The organism is Neisseria animalis, from assembly GCF_900636515.1.
Lineage (GTDB): Bacteria > Pseudomonadota > Gammaproteobacteria > Burkholderiales > Neisseriaceae > Neisseria > Neisseria animalis.
On record NZ_LR134287.1, the window covers coordinates 772,266 to 787,307 of the forward strand.

Consider the following 15,042-nt stretch of genomic DNA (forward strand, 5'->3'; position numbering starts at 1 on the left):
ATGCAGACGGCCTTTGTATCGGGTTTATTTGTTTTTCATCATGTAGAAAGACAGCGCGCCCTCGGGAGTTCCGGCATTGATAACATCTTTGTAGACAAAGCCGCGGCTGATGAGTTTTTTCTCACGCCAAGAGTTACCCTGTACGCCGATGATGATGGGAATAACAATCGAAGTAAGAAGGAAGAAAATCGATGAAATGATGATTAAGACATCGTTGTCGCCGGCCTCCAGCATTGCGCTCAACAGCAGGTTGATGATTTGCAAAACCAGCAAACCGATGGCAACCGCCCATAATTTTTTCACCAGTGCCCAAATCAAACCAAAGAAAAATCCGGGCCAAGACCAGCCGATTTTAACGGCTTCAATCTTTTTTGTGGCTTCGTTTTCATAGATTTTATATTGCTTCATAAAGGTAATAGTTTCTTTCTGCGGATAATTAATGAATGAAATTTCAGGGAAACGAATAATCAGAATATCGCGGAGTTTACTTCCTTTTGAGGGAGCGAACAAGTATTGATGCCGTTTGGTTATTTGAATGTGTGGCATCAGGCCGTCTGAAATTTACAGACGGCCTGTTATATAATGGAGGCCGTTAAGCAAGCAGGAGAATGCAATGAGTTCAGGCATCTGGCAGGCCGGCCGTTTTCAAATCGGCTTGGAACGTCCGCAGATTATGGGCATCGTCAACATTACCCCCGATTCGTTTTCCGACGGCGGAACGTATTCGCAAAATATACAGACGGCCTTGCAGCACGCCGAGCAGTTGCTGAAAGACGGTGCGGATATTTTGGATATCGGCGGCGAATCGACGCGGCCGGGCGCGGCTTATGTATCGCCTGAAGAAGAGTGGGTGAGGGTGCGGCCGATACTGGCGGAAGTGGCCAAATGGGGCGTGCCCGTCAGCTTGGATACGCGCCGTACCGAAGTGATGGCCAAGGCTTTGGAATCGGGCGGTGCGGACATTATCAACGACGTGGCCGCACTGACCGATGTTGGTGCGGTGGAACTGCTGGCGCGGCAAAACGATACGGGAATCTGCCTGATGCACATGCAGGGTATGCCCGAAACCATGCAGGATAATCCGCATTATCAGGATGTGGTCGGCGAAGTGGCGCATTTTTTAAACGGACGTGCGGCGGTATGCGCGGCGGCGGGCATTGCTTCGGAGCGGCTTGTACTCGATCCCGGTTTCGGTTTCGGCAAAACGCTGCAACACAATATCGCGCTGATGCGGCATTTGCCCGAATTGATGGAGGCAACGGGGCTGCCGCTGCTTATTGGTGTGTCGCGCAAGCGCATGATCGGCGAGTTGACGGGCGAGCAAAATGCCGCCGAACGCGTGTACGGCAGCGTGGCCGCCGCGTTGGCCTCGGTTGCGCGCGGCGCGCAGATTATCCGTGTGCACGATGTCAAAGCCACGGCAGATGCGCTGAAGGTTTGGCAGGCCTTGGGTGTGTTCGAGGCCGTCTGAAAAACGCTATTCGGATATTTTGTTCGGGATAAGAGGGGCGGAGAAGAGCTTCAGACGGCATTCCTTGAGATTTATAGTCTTTTAAAATAAGAATAATACTGCTTTGCTTTGTCGTACTATCTGTACTGTCTGCGGCTTCGCTGCCTTGTCTCATTCTCATTTTATTCGACTATAATATTCATTATTAAATTCCAATAAAAAACCGCCGTCAGGCGGATAGAAAAAAGGCCGTCTGTTGTCAGACGGCCTGTTGATAATCTTTAGCGTTCTTGCTGATTCTCCTCCAGATGATAGCGTATAATCTGTACAGCAACAATTCCGAAGAAAAAAAGCCACATGGCGGCGGAAGCCCACCAGCCAAACGCCGCGCCAAACACAAAAGAGAGTGTCCCATAGAAAACAAGAAACCATAAAAATGACAAAAACTGCATGGGAATTATCCTTTATTTGTGTCGGGTAAAATGTTACTCCCCGCTGCCTATCCGGTCAATTTCCAAGCCAATGTGGAAAAGCCCCGTTTCAGGCTCATAATTTTGCAAAATCAAGCGGTGTTTCTGCACCGCCTTATCCAATACGGTCTCAGCAGTTGCCGGCGCACGGCAACCCGCACGTTCTGCTGCATAACAATCAATCTGCACAGTGTCTTTGTCTGCTTCAGGGGTTGCTGTATATGGAGATTTATAGTCATGTAATGTAGCCATGTATAGTCGAATAAAATAAGAATGAGACAAGGCAGCGAAGCCGCAGACAGTACACATAGTACGGCAAGGCAAAGCAACGCTGTATCATTCTTATTTTAAATGACTATAACGCGGAATGATACGGCAGGTTGTGTCTTGTTCGCAAAAAAGGCTTGATTAAGCTGCCGAATCAGTAAGGCAGTCCGCCGACTTTTGTTATCCGCATTGTCTGCGGCTTGCTGCTTTGTTCCGTTCTGTATCCGTTGAATGTAAAAAAACAGCCGAAGATGATTCGGCTGTTTTTCTATATTTGGCGGAAGCGGTGAGATTCGAACTCACGGAGGGCTATCAACCCTCGACGGTTTTCAAGACCGTTGCATTAAACCGCTCTGCCACGCTTCCGGTTATGCGGGTTTGCATAAAAATAAGGTTTCAAGAATTGGCGGAAGCGGTGAGATTCGAACTCACGGAGGGCTATCAACCCTCGACGGTTTTCAAGACCGTTGCATTAAACCGCTCTGCCACGCTTCCGTTTCTTGAAAGGGGTATAGTAATCAAATTTGGCTGTTTTGCCAAGCTAAATTTGGCGGGAAATATTTAGCTTTTTGTTTTTATTTGGATTGTTCTTTACGCATGAAAACCCATTCGTGTTCACTGGAAGCGGCGGGATTGAAGGCATAGCCTTCGTAATCGAAGTTTTGCAAATCTTGGGGGCGGGTAATGTTGTGCTCGGCCGCATAGCGTACCATCAGGCCGCGTGCGCGTTTGGCATAGAAGCTGATGACTTTGTAAGTGCCGTTTTTCTCGTCTTTGAAGACGGGGGTAATCAGTTGCGCCTTCAGTTTTTTGGTGTTGACGGATTTGAAGTATTCTTGGGAGGCGAGATTAATCAGTGTGTCGCTGTTTGCTTGTGCAAGCGTGTCGTTGAGCAGGTCGGTAATGCGGTTGCCCCAAAATTCGTAAAGGTTTTTGCCGCGCGAGTTGGCAAATGCGGTGCCCATTTCGAGACGGTAGGGCTGCATCAGATCGAGCGGACGGAGCAGTCCGTACAGGCCGGACAGCAGGCGGACGTGGTTTTGCAGATATTGGATTTGGGTGGGATTGAGGGAGGGTGCGTCTATGCCTTCGTAAACGTCGCCGTTGAACATATATACTGCCTGCTTGGCGTTTTCGGGGGTAAACGGGGTGTGCCATGAGGCGTTGCGCTCGGCATTGAGCAGGGCGATTTTATCGGAAACATGCATCAATTCGGCAATTTGCTGGGGGGCAAGGCGGCGCAGTTCGCTCATTAAAATAGAGGCTTCGTCCAGCAAATCAGGTTGGGTAAAGTCGCTGACGGGGGCGGTATCTTTTTCGTTGAGGTTTTTGGCGGGGGATAAAACAAAAAACATGGTTGGCTCTTTTGTCTGGTTGCTAAGGTGGGCGTTATCGGACGATAGGGGTGTATTGTAACTATTTTCGGCAGGTTGCGGAAAGTAGGGAGGGAATATGGCCGTCTGCAAAATGCGGCGGGCAATTTGCAGACGGTCTGCGCGGTATTTTATGAAGGTTCTGCCATTTGCAGTGCTTGCTGAATATCGACCGATACGATGCGCGATACGCCTTTTTCCTGCATGGTTACGCCGATGAGCTGCTCGGCCATTTCCATGGTCAGCCGGTTGTGGGAAATGTAGAGGAACTGTGTTTGCGTACTCATTTCTTTGACCAGATTGCAGAAACGCTGGGTGTTGGCATCGTCGAGCGGCGCATCAACTTCGTCTAAAAGACAGAAAGGAGCAGGGTTGAGGCTGAACAGGGCGAAGACCAAACTCATGGCGGTCAGGGCTTTTTCCCCGCCGCTCAAAAGATGGATGGTGCTGTTTTTCTTACCGGGCGGACGCGCCATGATGGATACGCCGGCGGTCAGCAAATCGTCGCCTATCATTTTCAGGGTGGCTTCTCCGCCGCCGAACAGGGTCGGGAAGAAGGTTTGTACTTTTCCGTTGACCGCATCGAAGGTTTCTTTGAAGCGTGCTTTGGTTTTGCCGTCGATTTGCTCGATGGCTTCTTCCAGTAAGTCGATGGCTGCCTGTACGTCTTCGCTTTGGCTGCGGTAATAGCTGTCGCGCTCACGGGCTTCTTCCAATTCTTGCAGGGCAGCAAGGTTGACGGCGCCGAGTGCTTGAATTTGCGCGGCAAGACTGCCGATTTGCGTGTTCAGAATATGCAGACGGCCTGTTTCGGCGGCAAGGCTTTCCAAGGCTTCCAAATCGGCTTCGCGCTCCATCAGGTTTTGGTGGAAACGTTTGGCGTTAATCAAGGCTTCCTGCTGCTGGAGCAGGGCGGTTTGGGTGGCGGCTTGGAGCTGCGGCAGCTTGGCTTGCAGGGTCTGCTGGGCGGCATAGCGCTCCCGCCCTTGCGCTTGGGTTTGGTTCAACTGTTCCTGCAAGGCAAGATATTGTTCGTCCAGATTGTGTACGGCTTCGCCCAATTCTTCCAATTTGATGTGCTGTTCGTCGTCTTGCATTTCGGTTTCGTATGCAAGGGCCAACTCCTGCTGGCGTTCCTGCAAATCTGCTGCTTGCTCTTCGAGACGGCTGATTTGCTGCCGGAGGTTTTGTTTTTGCTGCTGGAGTTTGTGAACGGCTACTTCTGCCAAACCGTATCGGCGGTTGGTTTCAAGCAGGGCGAGTTGCGCCTGCTTCAGACGGTTTTGCTGCGCTTGGCGGTCGGCAGAGAGGGTGTGTTGCTGCTGTTCCAACTCTGCTGCGGCTTCGGTAAGAGTGGCGATGTCGTCTCCGATGCCGTCTGCAGAATGGTTGAGAAGCTGTATTTCTTCGGCCAGTTGTGCCAGCTCTTGCGTGATGTGTTCGCGGCGGATTTGCCCTTGGTTGGTACGCAGCAGCAATTCGGCGGCGCGTTGTTGTGCCTGCCGGCATTGTTCGGCATGTTGTTTTTGCTGCTGTTGCAGGTTTTTGTAGTGTGCCTCGGCGGTTTCAAGGGCTGCGCGGGTTTGATCGCGGGTGTGTCCGGCGGCGGCAAATCGTGGCTCGAGGGCGGCCAGTTCGGCGGTAAGGCTGTCCAAACGGGCTTTTTGTGCAATCAGGTTTTCCTGCGCGGATTCGGCATAGAGTGAAACGCTGACTTTATCGACTTGGTGGCCTTCGGGGGTCAGCCAGATTTGGTTGCCGCTTAAGTCGGATTGGTGCGCCAGTGCGTAAGACAGGTCGGGGGCGCACAATACGCCGTCCAGCCAATGGTGTAAGGCTGTTTGAAAAGGCGGCTCTGCTTGGATTTGGTTAAGCAGGGCTTGCGCGGGCAGGGATTTTTTCAGGCCTCCGCTAAGGGTGTTTTTCAGCCAGACGGCATGACTTTTCGGCATGGGGTCGGGTAGGGAAAAGTCTGCGGATACGGCACGGGTATGCAGGCGTTCGGCAAGGACGACGCTCAGGGCGTGCTGCCACGGGGCGGGTGCGGTAATGTGTTGCCATAATTGTGGCGCATCGGTATTGCCGGTTGCCTGCCAGAAGTCTTCCGACGGGCGGTTGTCGGATAAAATCCGGCTTAAGGCCTGCTGCTGCGCGGTAAGGGTGATGTGTTGCTGTTGCAGGGTTTGGTATTGCTCGGAGGCCGTCTGTATATTCAGACGGCTTTGTTCGAGCTGTGCTTCGGCGGTAAGGATTTGTTCTTCGTAATGTTCTTGTTGGTTTTGCAGGATTTCCGCCTGCTCTTGCGCTGCGGTAGTTTCGGCTTCGTCGGGCAGGTTCAGTGCTTGGTTTTCTTCTTGTAGACGGCCTTGGCGTGCCTGTTGCTGCTGCAGACTGTGGCGGATGTGGGAAAGTTGTTGCTGTTTTAATGCCAATTCGCGTTTGATGCGGGCGGTTTCGTCCTGCTGGCTTTGAAAAGCGGAGGCGGCGGTGTTTTGTGCGGCTTCCAATTCGGGCAGACGTTCTTCGTGTTCGGCAACCTGCATGGCCAGCTCGGCCAGTTCGGTTTGTTTTTCTTCTATTTGCAGGTCGGTTTCTTCGATTTGACCGCAAATTTGCTGCTGCTCTTGATGAATGCGCTGAAGTTGCGCCTGCGCGGTTTGGCGGTCGCGTTCGATGCGTTGGCTCAGGTTGCGGCGGTGGCGCATTTGTTCTTCCAAACGGGCAATCTGTTCGCGCAATACGCCGCGGCGGTTGCCTAGGTCGTGTACGCTTTGCTGTTGCTGCTGCTCGGTTGCCTGCAGGGTGTGGACGGCTTCTGCCAGCTCCTGTATTTGTGCGGCGGTTTCGTCTTGCTGTGCCTGCAGGGATTGGTGTTGCGCCGTGGCTTTGTCTGCCGATGCGAGAGACTGCTGCCATTGGACGTAGTCTGCCAAGTCCTGCTGTTGGTTGAGCTGTGCGGTCAGGGTTTTGTAGCGTTCGGCGGTTTCTGCCTGTTTTTCCAGTTTTTCGACTTGGCGCGCCAGTTCGCTTTGCAAATCGCTCAAACGCTGCAAATGTTCGCGTGTGTCTTTCAGACGGCTTTCGGTTTCTTTGCGGCGTTCTTTGTATTTCGATACGCCGGCCGCTTCTTCGATATAGGCGCGCAGTTCTTCGGGGCGTGCTTCGATAATGCGCGAAATCATGCCTTGTTCGATGACGGCGTAGCCGCGTGCGCCGACGCCTGTTCCTAAAAATAAATCGGTGATGTCGCGGCGGCGGACGACTTGGTTGTTGATGAAATAAGTGGATTCGCCTTGTCGGGTAAGTTGGCGTTTGATGCTGACTTCGGCGTATTGTCCCCATGCGCCCTGCAGGGTGTGGTCGCTGTTGTCGAATACTAATTCTACCGATGCGCGCGGTGCGGGACGGCGGGTGGCGGCTCCGTTGAAAATCACGTCTTGCATACTTTCGCCGCGTAATTGTTTGGCAGAGGCTTCACCCAATACCCAGCGTACGGCATCGATGACGTTGGATTTGCCGCAACCGTTGGGGCCGATAACGGCTACCAATTGACCTGGAACGTGAATGGTGGTGGGGTCGGTAAAGGATTTGAAGCCGGAAAGTTTGATGTGGGTGAGGCGCATGGTGTGAAAACGGTGCTGGACAAAAGATGTGTATTTTAACGGAATTTATGCGGTTTGCAGTGATTTTGTGGGGAGTGTCATCCGGATTGGGATAACTACAAACGGCAGAAGCTATCCGTGCGGCAGTGTTGAATGAGAAAGATATAGTCGAATAAAATAAGAATGAGACGAGGCAGCGAAGCCGCAGACAGTACACATAGTACGGCAAGGCAAAGCAACGCTGTATCATTTTTATTTTAAATGACTATATATCGGTTTGCAGTGGGATACGGGGTGGGCAAAGAGTAAAAGGCCGTCTGCAAAACGGATTTTTCTATTTTGCAGACGGCTTTGGGATTATCGGTTTGCTTTGCGGCGGACGGTTATGCTTTCGCCGCCCAGCCCCCAGTTGTCCATTGGGACTTCGTCGATAACGACTACGGTGGTTTCGGGGTTTTTGTTTAAGACTTTTGACAGCAAGTCGGTAACGCCGTGAATCAGTTCGGCTTTTTGTTCGGCAGTCGGTGCTTCACTGTCGCCGGTTACTTTGATGTTGACGTAGGGCATGAATGCTCCTTTGGAGTATCCGTATGGTGGTTGAGGCCGTCTGCAAAACCATACCGGAGAATATTGATTTTGCAGACGGTTTTAGGGCAGATGGGGCGTTATTGGATTTCTAATTTCGTTGCACCGCCCATATAAGGCTGCAGCGCGGCCGGAATATTGATGCTGCCGTCTGCATTTTGGTGGTTTTCCAAGACCGCCACCAAAGTACGGCCGACTGCCAAGCCGGAGCCGTTGAGCGTGTGCACCAAACGGTTTTTGCCGTTTTCGTCTTTGAAACGTGCTTTCATGCGGCGTGCTTGGAAGTCTTCGCAGTTGGAGCAGCTGGAAATCTCGCGGTAAGTGTTTTGCGCGGGTACCCACACTTCCAAATCGTAAGTTTTGGTTGCGCCAAAGCCCATGTCGCCCGTACACAGGGTAATCACGCGATAAGGCAGCTCCAAGGCTTTCAAGATATTCTCGGCATGGCCGACCATTTCTTCCAAAGCTTCATAAGACTTTTCGGGATGGGCAATCTGCACCATTTCCACTTTGTCAAACTGGTGCTGGCGGATCAGGCCGCGCACGTCTTTGCCGTATGCCCCCGCTTCGGAGCGGAAACACGGCGAATGGGCGGTCATTTTCAGCGGCAAATCGGCTTCGGCAACGATGCTGTCGGCTACGGTGTTGGTCAGTGTAACTTCCGCCGTCGGAATCAGGTATTGGGTTTTCTTGCTCTCGTCGCCGCCACGGGTTACATGGAACAAATCTTCGGCAAACTTCGGCAGCTGCCCCGTTCCCTGTAAGGTTAAATCATCTACGATGTAGGGGGTGTAGTGTTCGGTATAACCGTGTTTCAGCGTATGCGTATCGAGCATAAATTGCGCCAATGCGCGGTGCAGGCGGGCGATTTGGCCTTTCATCACGGTAAAACGTGCGCCGGAGAGTTTCGCACCGCCTTCAAAATCCAAGCCCAGCGGCTCGCCCAAATCAACGTGGTCTTTGATTTCAAAATCAAATTCGCGCGGTGTGCCGACTTTGCGGACTTCTACGTTTTCGGTTTCATCTTTACCTTGCGGCACGCTCTCGTGCGGCAGGTTGGGAATGGTCAGCAGCCAAGCGTCCAGCTCTTTTTGCACGGCATCCAAATCGGCGGCGGCCTGCTCCAGATCTGCTTTGATTTGCGCGACCTGATTCATTGCTTCCTGCGCTTCGTCGTGTTTGCCTTGGCCTTTTAGCGCGCCGATTTGCTTGGAAATGCTGTTGCGCGCGGCTTGCAGTTCTTCGGTTTTGACCTGAACGGCTTTGCGTTGTTCTTCCAGAGCGTTAAAACGGGCGGTATCAAAATCGTAACCGCGTTGCGCCAAGCGTTCGGCAACTTCGGCGGTATGGCTGCGGAGCTGTTGGATGTCTAACATTTTGAGTCTTTCGCAATCAATAGTTTGAATGGCGTTATTGTAAACCAATTTGCAGGGAATTTCATGGCAAAGGCCGTCTGAAAAAGGGAATTTTGCAGACGGCCTTGAGCGGGCGGGTAATACGGATATGGTTATTTTGTTGGTTGGATAGGTCGTTGCTGCGTGTTGTTCATTGTTTGAAGATTGGGGAGTAAACCGGAAACAGTAAGTCTGCACGCGTATTTCCTATACCGTTTTCTGCGGCTGTGTGGTATCAGGCAAACGGAACGGCATTGTCAGGCAATCATGTGAAGGGCGCATTTCATCATTTTCATTACCCAAGCAATCAATGCAAAAAAGGCTTCTGCCGAAACAGAAGCCTTTTTCTAAAACTGGCACGCCCACGGGGAATCGAACCCCGGTTACCGCCGTGAAAGGGCGATGTCCTAACCGCTAGACGATGGGCGCGGAAACTTGATTTTTATTGGCGCACCCGGAGCGATTCGAACGCCCGACCCTCTGGTTCGTAGCCAGATACTCTATCCAACTGAGCTACGGGTGCATCCTCATCACTTCGCGTTTGCGCTGTGAATCAAGAAACCGAATAATATAGAAATGCAGGCGGCCTGTCTAGTGTTTTGTTGGAAAATATGGGAATTATTTTATAAACATATGAAACCATTAAAAATAAATTTTAAGGTTTAACGCAGCATTCCCAAGCCCGATAAATCTTGTGCCATTTTTGCGGCTTTGTTGTCGGTCATGCCGCCGACAAAATCCAAGATTTTCATATAGGCCTGATACGGGGTATCGGTTTCGACAATCGGATCGTCGTTTTTCAGCAGCTCCAAAGCTAAAGTTTGCCGGAGGTCGGTTTTTTTATCGACCAGCATCGCATGGGCGGCGGGGACAAGCAAATCCAGCAGCATGCCCAAGCAGGGGAAGGTGGCGATTTCGGTAATCAGTTTGGTGTGGTGGCGGAAAATCCGCGTACGCGCCAGCTCCTTGGCTTTTTCCAATGTGTTTTGCACTTCGGGGCTGCACAGAGCCAGCAAGTCTTTGCCTTGAAACTGCCCGTTCAGCAGGTCTTGCTGGTGCATCATAAAGGTTTGTGCCACATCTTCGATGGCTCTGCCGATGGCAATGCCGCGCAACATGGCGCAACGCTGGCGGCTGGATTGCGCGTGCCATGTGCTTTCTGTAAAGGTCAGTTCGGACAGTATGCTTTCGACTTCGGTATCGCTGAGCAAGTCCAATTCTACGGCATCTTCCAAATCCAACAGCGCATAGCAGATGTCGTCTGCCGCTTCCATCAGGTAGGAAAGCGGGTGGCGGCTCCAATGGGCATTACCTGATTCAATCAAGCCCAATTCGTCTGCCACCCGTTTGATAAAGGGCAATTCGGTTTGGTAAATATTGAATTTTTTCCTGCCGTTCGGGTGCAGGGTGGTCCACGGATATTTCAGCAGCGTTCCGATGGTTGCAGCGGTGAGCCGCATACCGCCTTTGTTGCGGTACATTTCCAAGCTGGCCAGAATCCGCAAGCTGTGGGCGTTGCCTTCGTAGGTTTGTACATCGCTGCGTTCGGCTTCGCTCAGTCCTTGCAAATAGCGGCTGTGTTCGGGGCGGCGGAACCAGTCGCGCAGTGCATCTTCTCCAGTATGTCCGAACGGAGGATTGCCCAAATCATGCGCCAGACACGCCACTTGAACCACCGCGCCGATGTCGCTCGGGGTATTGCCCTGAGGCAGGAAGCCGCCTGCCTGCAACATCACGCCGACACGGTTGCCCAAGCTGCGGCCGACGCTGGCCACTTCTACGCTGTGGGTCAGGCGGTTGTGGGTCAAATCGTGTTCGGCCAGCGGGTGTACCTGTGTTTTGCGCCCCAGCCGCCTGAACGCGCCGGAGAAAACGACACGGTCGTAGTCGATGTGGAAATCGGTACGCAATGCGTCTGCACCTTCTTGCGAAGAAGGGGTAACGGTTGGCGTGATTTCGCCGTCTTTAACACGGAAGCGGGTAGTGGAAAGCAGGTTTTTCCAATTCATGCGTTCGGGGGCGGACATGGTTTTCCTTTTTGTACAGAAATGCCGTCTGCAAGATTAGCGGTAACGGCGCAGAAAAGCAAATCATCGGGCGGTTTGTTTATGACGATGATTGAGTATGGCAACTGCAAAGCGGGAAGGGTATCGGCAAAGAAAAAGAAGTAGAGCGGAAATATCGGGTACGCCTGCCGACGGGCGAGGTCGAAGACCGGCAGAAAGAAGCAACCCGCCGGGTTAAGGCGGGTTGTTCGAGAGGGGTTTGATTTATTTGCCTGTAATAATGATGTAGAGACTGTAAAACAATCCAACGATGCCGCCCAGAATATAAGCACTTAACCAAAAAGCTCCAACAGCCAATAAGAGTACAATAATCAGAGCCATACCGAGTACCTAGTTAAGAATATTTCCATTAAGAATACATTATGTCCGCCGAGTCAGCAATAGTGATCAAGGCTTCCGCCGTGGTCGCTGCGGCTCAATCCGCACGGTGTGTATCGAGTGGCTCAACGAGCGCCTTGCCTCCAAGTATTTGGCAAATGGAAACAGCCGCCATGCAAACTGCCCAACAGTTTTGCAAGAAAAATGTTCGGTTTCGGGTTGGGTAATGTGGGTTGAGGTCTTTGCAAAAACAGGAAGAGAAGCAAAACTGATTGTAGGGGCGGGTTTTACACACGCCCGAAAATTGAATATCTTGAAAGTTACCACTTCAAAAAGCTCAAGCAAGTGGTGGGGGTAAAACCCGCCCTTACAAGCCCTTGTCATGAATGTTGCAAAGGTTTCGGGCAGCCTGTTTTGCGGTACAAACAATTCAAAGGCCGTCTGCAAATCTACGGATAGATTTGCAGACGGCCTTATTGATGTCAATTATTTGAATATTGATTATTTGCCGCGCATCTGCTCGAAAAACTCATCGTTGTTTTTCGAATCTTTAAGCTTGCCGACCAAAAATTCCGTTGCTTCGATTTCGTCCATCGGATGCAGGAATTTACGCAACAGCCACATACGCTGGAGCTGGTCGTTCGGTACCAGCAGCTCTTCCCGGCGCGTACCGGATTTGTTGATACTTATGGCGGGGAACAGGCGTTTTTCCGCCATGCGGCGGTCGAGGTGCAATTCCATATTGCCCGTACCTTTAAATTCCTCGTAAATCACATCGTCCATACGGCTGCCGGTTTCCACCAAAGCAGTGGCGATAATGGTCAGCGAGCCGCCTTCCTCTACATTGCGTGCGGCACCGAAGAAGCGTTTGGGGCGGTGGAGCGCGTTGGCATCGACACCGCCGGTGAGGATTTTGCCCGAAGTCGGTACGACCGTATTATAGGCGCGTGCCAAGCGGGTAATCGAATCGAGCAGAATCACCACGTCTTTTTTGTGTTCCACCATGCGCTTGGCTTTTTCCAACACCATTTCCGCCACTTGGACATGCCGCGTTGCCGGTTCGTCGAAGGTGGAAGACACGACTTCGCCGCGCACGGAGCGGCTCATCTCGGTCACTTCTTCCGGGCGTTCGTCAATCAGCAAAACAATCAGTTCGACTTCGGGATAGTTGCCGGTAATCGCATGGGCAATGTTTTGCAGCATGACGGTTTTACCGGTTTTCGGCGGCGCAACCAACAGAGCGCGCTGCCCCTTGCCGATGGGAGAAACCAAGTCGATGGCGCGGCCGGTAATGTTTTCCTCGGCCTTAATATCACGCTCGAGTTTGAGTTGCTTGGTAGGGAAAAGCGGCGTGAGGTTTTCAAAAAGGATTTTATGCTTGCAAACTTCCGGATTGTCGCCGTTGATGCTGTCCAAACGCACCAGAGCGAAATAGCGTTCGTTATCTTTCGGTACGCGTACGCTGCCTTCGATGGTGTCGCCCGTATGCAGGTTGAAACGGCGGATTTGGCTGGGCGACACATAAATATCGTCCGGGCCGGCCAAATAGGACGTATCGGCACTGCGCAAAAAGCCGAAACCGTCGGGCAGGATTTCCAGCGTGCCGGAGCAGGTGAAACCCTCCCCCTGCTTCATCATCTGGCGCACAATGGCAAAAACGAGGTCTTGTTTGCGGAGACGGTTGGCATTTTCAATGCCGTGTTCTTCCGCCATCTCCAGCAATTTGGAAATGTGTTGGGTCTGTAATTCGGAAACGTGCATAATTTATTGGAAATATTGGGGAAACGGCGACAAAGGCCGTCTGAAAAAGACAGGGATAAAAGCCGGAAACGGCGGAGAAGCTATCTTTGGAAGCGGTAATTTTACGGCAACGGCAACGGCGGTGTCAATGGGAAACGGGTTGCGGGGGAGATTGGGAAAAGGTCGGCAGGGCCGGTATTGCTGTGTTGGAATCAACGGAGGAATGGGGGCGGGATATTGCGTGATGTCGGAAAAAGCCGTCTGCAAAATGTGATTTTGCAGACGGCCTTTGTTTGGGAAAGTTGAGTTTGGATTAAACGTTAGTTATCCCCGCTGTTGTTTTGGATTTTGATGTATTCCAAAACAAGGGTTTTGATTACGGCTTGCGTAGATGGCGGAAGTTGGAGCATTAAAAGCTCAATTGGTAAATCTTCAGGAGTAAAGTGAGTATTGTGTTGCTGTTTTTCCAACTCTTCCGCCAAGCGAAAAATTTGTGAAACAGGACATTCAAATGCTTCGGATAGGTATTGAAGAATGGCAGGGCTGTAGCCTTGGTTGCCATTTTCCAAATTTGAAATATTACTTTTCGATGTATGAGAAAAATCGGCTAATTGCTGTTGTGTCCAGCCTTTTTTCTTCCGTAAGAAACGGATTGCTTGACTAATATCCATGTGATGATATTAATGAAGCTTAAATATATCTAATATTGTATTACAAAACATATTGACTTAAAAATATTTTTATACGATACTAATACAGTAATACTGAACTTTTATTTGTTTTGGGGATATTAATGAAAAAACTTATTGGTGCTGGTGTGCTAAGTATGGCGGTTTTACTTTCTGGCTGCTCGGCTTCTTTGCCAAGCTGTAGTTCTTCAGATGCTAAGCAATTAATTAAACAGTTGGTTAATCAGGGGAATGCGAAATTATTGTTGGGTGATTTTGTTGAAGTGCGTGATATTGACGAAGAAGCATATAACAGAGATTCTGAAATCAGGGTGTGTAGCGCAATGCTGGTAACAACTAAGACAACAGAGGCAATCAGTTACTCGATTAAATGGCAAAATAAAGATAATGGTATGTTTTATCTGGAAATTAATTAAATTAAGAGGGGGTTGAAAAGATGAAAGGTCAGATTTTAGATTTTTCTGTACAGTCGAACAGTGGTGTAATTACTGCGGAAGATGGTAAACGTTATACGTTTAATGGGAGCGAATGGAAAGAACAGGGTGTGCCGGGTAAAGGTATCAGGGTTGACTTTGATGTTGATGAAAACGGAAATGCTATAGGAGTGTATAAGGCATTGGGCGTAATAAAGCAGCCAAAAGCAGCTTCCCAATCTTTACAGAAGGTAACCGAGGCTCTCGATGACAAGAGTATCGGAGAAATGTCGGTTATAGAAAGTTTTTTGTACAGTCTGACGAAGCGGTATGCTGATTTTTCGGGGCGCTCTACTAAAAAAGAATTTTGGATATTCCAGCTCATATATTTTGTCATATATTTAATAATATCATTATTAATAATGATTTCGTATAATATTTCAGAAGGTTTGGGAAATATTATGAATATCATATGCACTATTGTAGTGTTGGGATTCATCATTCCCACGCTTGCCGTTAGTATCCGCCGTTTGCACGATATTAATAAGTCTGGTTGGATGTACTTGCTTGTTCTTATTCCCCTAATTGGGTGGATTTGGTTGATTATTTTATATTGTAAGGACAGTTATCCGGAAGATAATCAATGGGGTGCGGTGCAGAGTTGAAATAAATCCG

The 15,042-nt window shown here is 50.5% G+C and carries 13 protein-coding genes and 4 tRNA genes; 3 read left to right on the forward strand and 14 right to left on the reverse strand.

What is annotated here, in order from left to right; all coding sequences use genetic code 11:
- Window positions 1-24: 24 nt before the first annotated feature.
- Window positions 25-408 (reverse strand): DUF2628 domain-containing protein, encoded by a 384-nt coding sequence (locus EL111_RS03645; protein WP_123795968.1) that lies wholly within the window; start codon window positions 406-408, stop codon window positions 25-27.
- 205 nt (window positions 409-613) lie between these two features.
- On the opposite strand from EL111_RS03645, the gene folP reads away from it, so the two are divergent.
- Window positions 614-1,471 (forward strand): dihydropteroate synthase, encoded by an 858-nt coding sequence (gene folP, locus EL111_RS03650; RefSeq protein WP_123795969.1) that lies wholly within the window; start codon window positions 614-616, stop codon window positions 1,469-1,471.
- Between the two features lie 260 nt (window positions 1,472-1,731).
- On the opposite strand, the gene EL111_RS10495 is transcribed toward folP, so the two are convergent.
- The 13 genes from EL111_RS10495 to EL111_RS03715 all read right to left on the reverse strand — a co-directional run bounded on the left by EL111_RS10495 (window position 1,732) and on the right by EL111_RS03715 (window position 13,936).
- The gene (locus EL111_RS10495; RefSeq protein ID WP_162842993.1) at window positions 1,732-1,902 is read right to left on the reverse strand and encodes a hypothetical protein; all 171 of its coding nucleotides are present in this window, start codon (window positions 1,900-1,902) and stop codon (window positions 1,732-1,734) included.
- Between the two features lie 33 nt (window positions 1,903-1,935).
- The gene (locus tag EL111_RS03655) at window positions 1,936-2,202 is read right to left on the reverse strand and encodes a hypothetical protein (protein WP_126325833.1); all 267 of its coding nucleotides are present in this window, start codon (window positions 2,200-2,202) and stop codon (window positions 1,936-1,938) included.
- 260 nt (window positions 2,203-2,462) lie between these two features.
- Window positions 2,463-2,553 (reverse strand) — tRNA-Ser (locus EL111_RS03660).
- A 38-nt stretch (window positions 2,554-2,591) separates the two neighbouring features.
- A tRNA-Ser gene (locus tag EL111_RS03665) sits at window positions 2,592-2,682 on the reverse strand.
- An 80-nt stretch (window positions 2,683-2,762) separates the two neighbouring features.
- The gene (yaaA, locus tag EL111_RS03670; protein ID WP_123795971.1) at window positions 2,763-3,542 is read right to left on the reverse strand and encodes a peroxide stress protein YaaA; all 780 of its coding nucleotides are present in this window, start codon (window positions 3,540-3,542) and stop codon (window positions 2,763-2,765) included.
- A 149-nt stretch (window positions 3,543-3,691) separates the two neighbouring features.
- Entirely contained in the window at window positions 3,692-7,183 is a 3,492-nt protein-coding gene (gene smc / locus EL111_RS03675; RefSeq protein ID WP_123795972.1) for a chromosome segregation protein SMC, read from the reverse strand.
- Between the two features lie 336 nt (window positions 7,184-7,519).
- Complete coding sequence (locus tag EL111_RS03685) at window positions 7,520-7,729, reverse strand: tautomerase family protein (RefSeq protein ID WP_123795973.1); 210 nt, start codon at window positions 7,727-7,729, stop codon at window positions 7,520-7,522.
- A gap of 98 nt (window positions 7,730-7,827) precedes the next feature.
- The gene (serS, locus tag EL111_RS03690) at window positions 7,828-9,123 is read right to left on the reverse strand and encodes a serine--tRNA ligase (protein WP_123795974.1); all 1,296 of its coding nucleotides are present in this window, start codon (window positions 9,121-9,123) and stop codon (window positions 7,828-7,830) included.
- A gap of 372 nt (window positions 9,124-9,495) precedes the next feature.
- Window positions 9,496-9,570: transfer RNA gene (locus EL111_RS03695), tRNA-Glu, on the reverse strand.
- A gap of 17 nt (window positions 9,571-9,587) precedes the next feature.
- Window positions 9,588-9,664 (reverse strand) — tRNA-Arg (locus EL111_RS03700).
- A 139-nt stretch (window positions 9,665-9,803) separates the two neighbouring features.
- Window positions 9,804-11,150: a deoxyguanosinetriphosphate triphosphohydrolase gene (locus EL111_RS03705; protein ID WP_123795991.1), complete on the reverse strand. Its 1,347-nt coding sequence runs from the start codon at window positions 11,148-11,150 to the stop codon at window positions 9,804-9,806.
- Window positions 11,151-12,026: 876 nt separating this feature from the next.
- Window positions 12,027-13,286 (reverse strand): transcription termination factor Rho, encoded by a 1,260-nt coding sequence (gene rho / locus EL111_RS03710; RefSeq protein WP_123795975.1) that lies wholly within the window; start codon window positions 13,284-13,286, stop codon window positions 12,027-12,029.
- 299 nt (window positions 13,287-13,585) lie between these two features.
- Window positions 13,586-13,936, reverse strand: a complete 351-nt coding sequence (locus EL111_RS03715; RefSeq protein WP_123795976.1) for a helix-turn-helix domain-containing protein — start codon at window positions 13,934-13,936, stop codon at window positions 13,586-13,588.
- Between the two features lie 122 nt (window positions 13,937-14,058).
- Between EL111_RS03715 and EL111_RS03720 the strand changes: the two genes are divergently transcribed.
- The gene (locus tag EL111_RS03720) at window positions 14,059-14,370 is read left to right on the forward strand and encodes a hypothetical protein (RefSeq protein WP_231998405.1); all 312 of its coding nucleotides are present in this window, start codon (window positions 14,059-14,061) and stop codon (window positions 14,368-14,370) included.
- A gap of 20 nt (window positions 14,371-14,390) precedes the next feature.
- Window positions 14,391-15,032 carry a DUF805 domain-containing protein gene (locus tag EL111_RS03725; protein ID WP_123795977.1) on the forward strand — a complete coding sequence of 214 codons (642 nt, stop codon included), beginning with the start codon at window positions 14,391-14,393 and terminating at the stop codon, window positions 15,030-15,032.
- The last annotated feature ends 10 nt before the right edge of the window (window positions 15,033-15,042 follow it).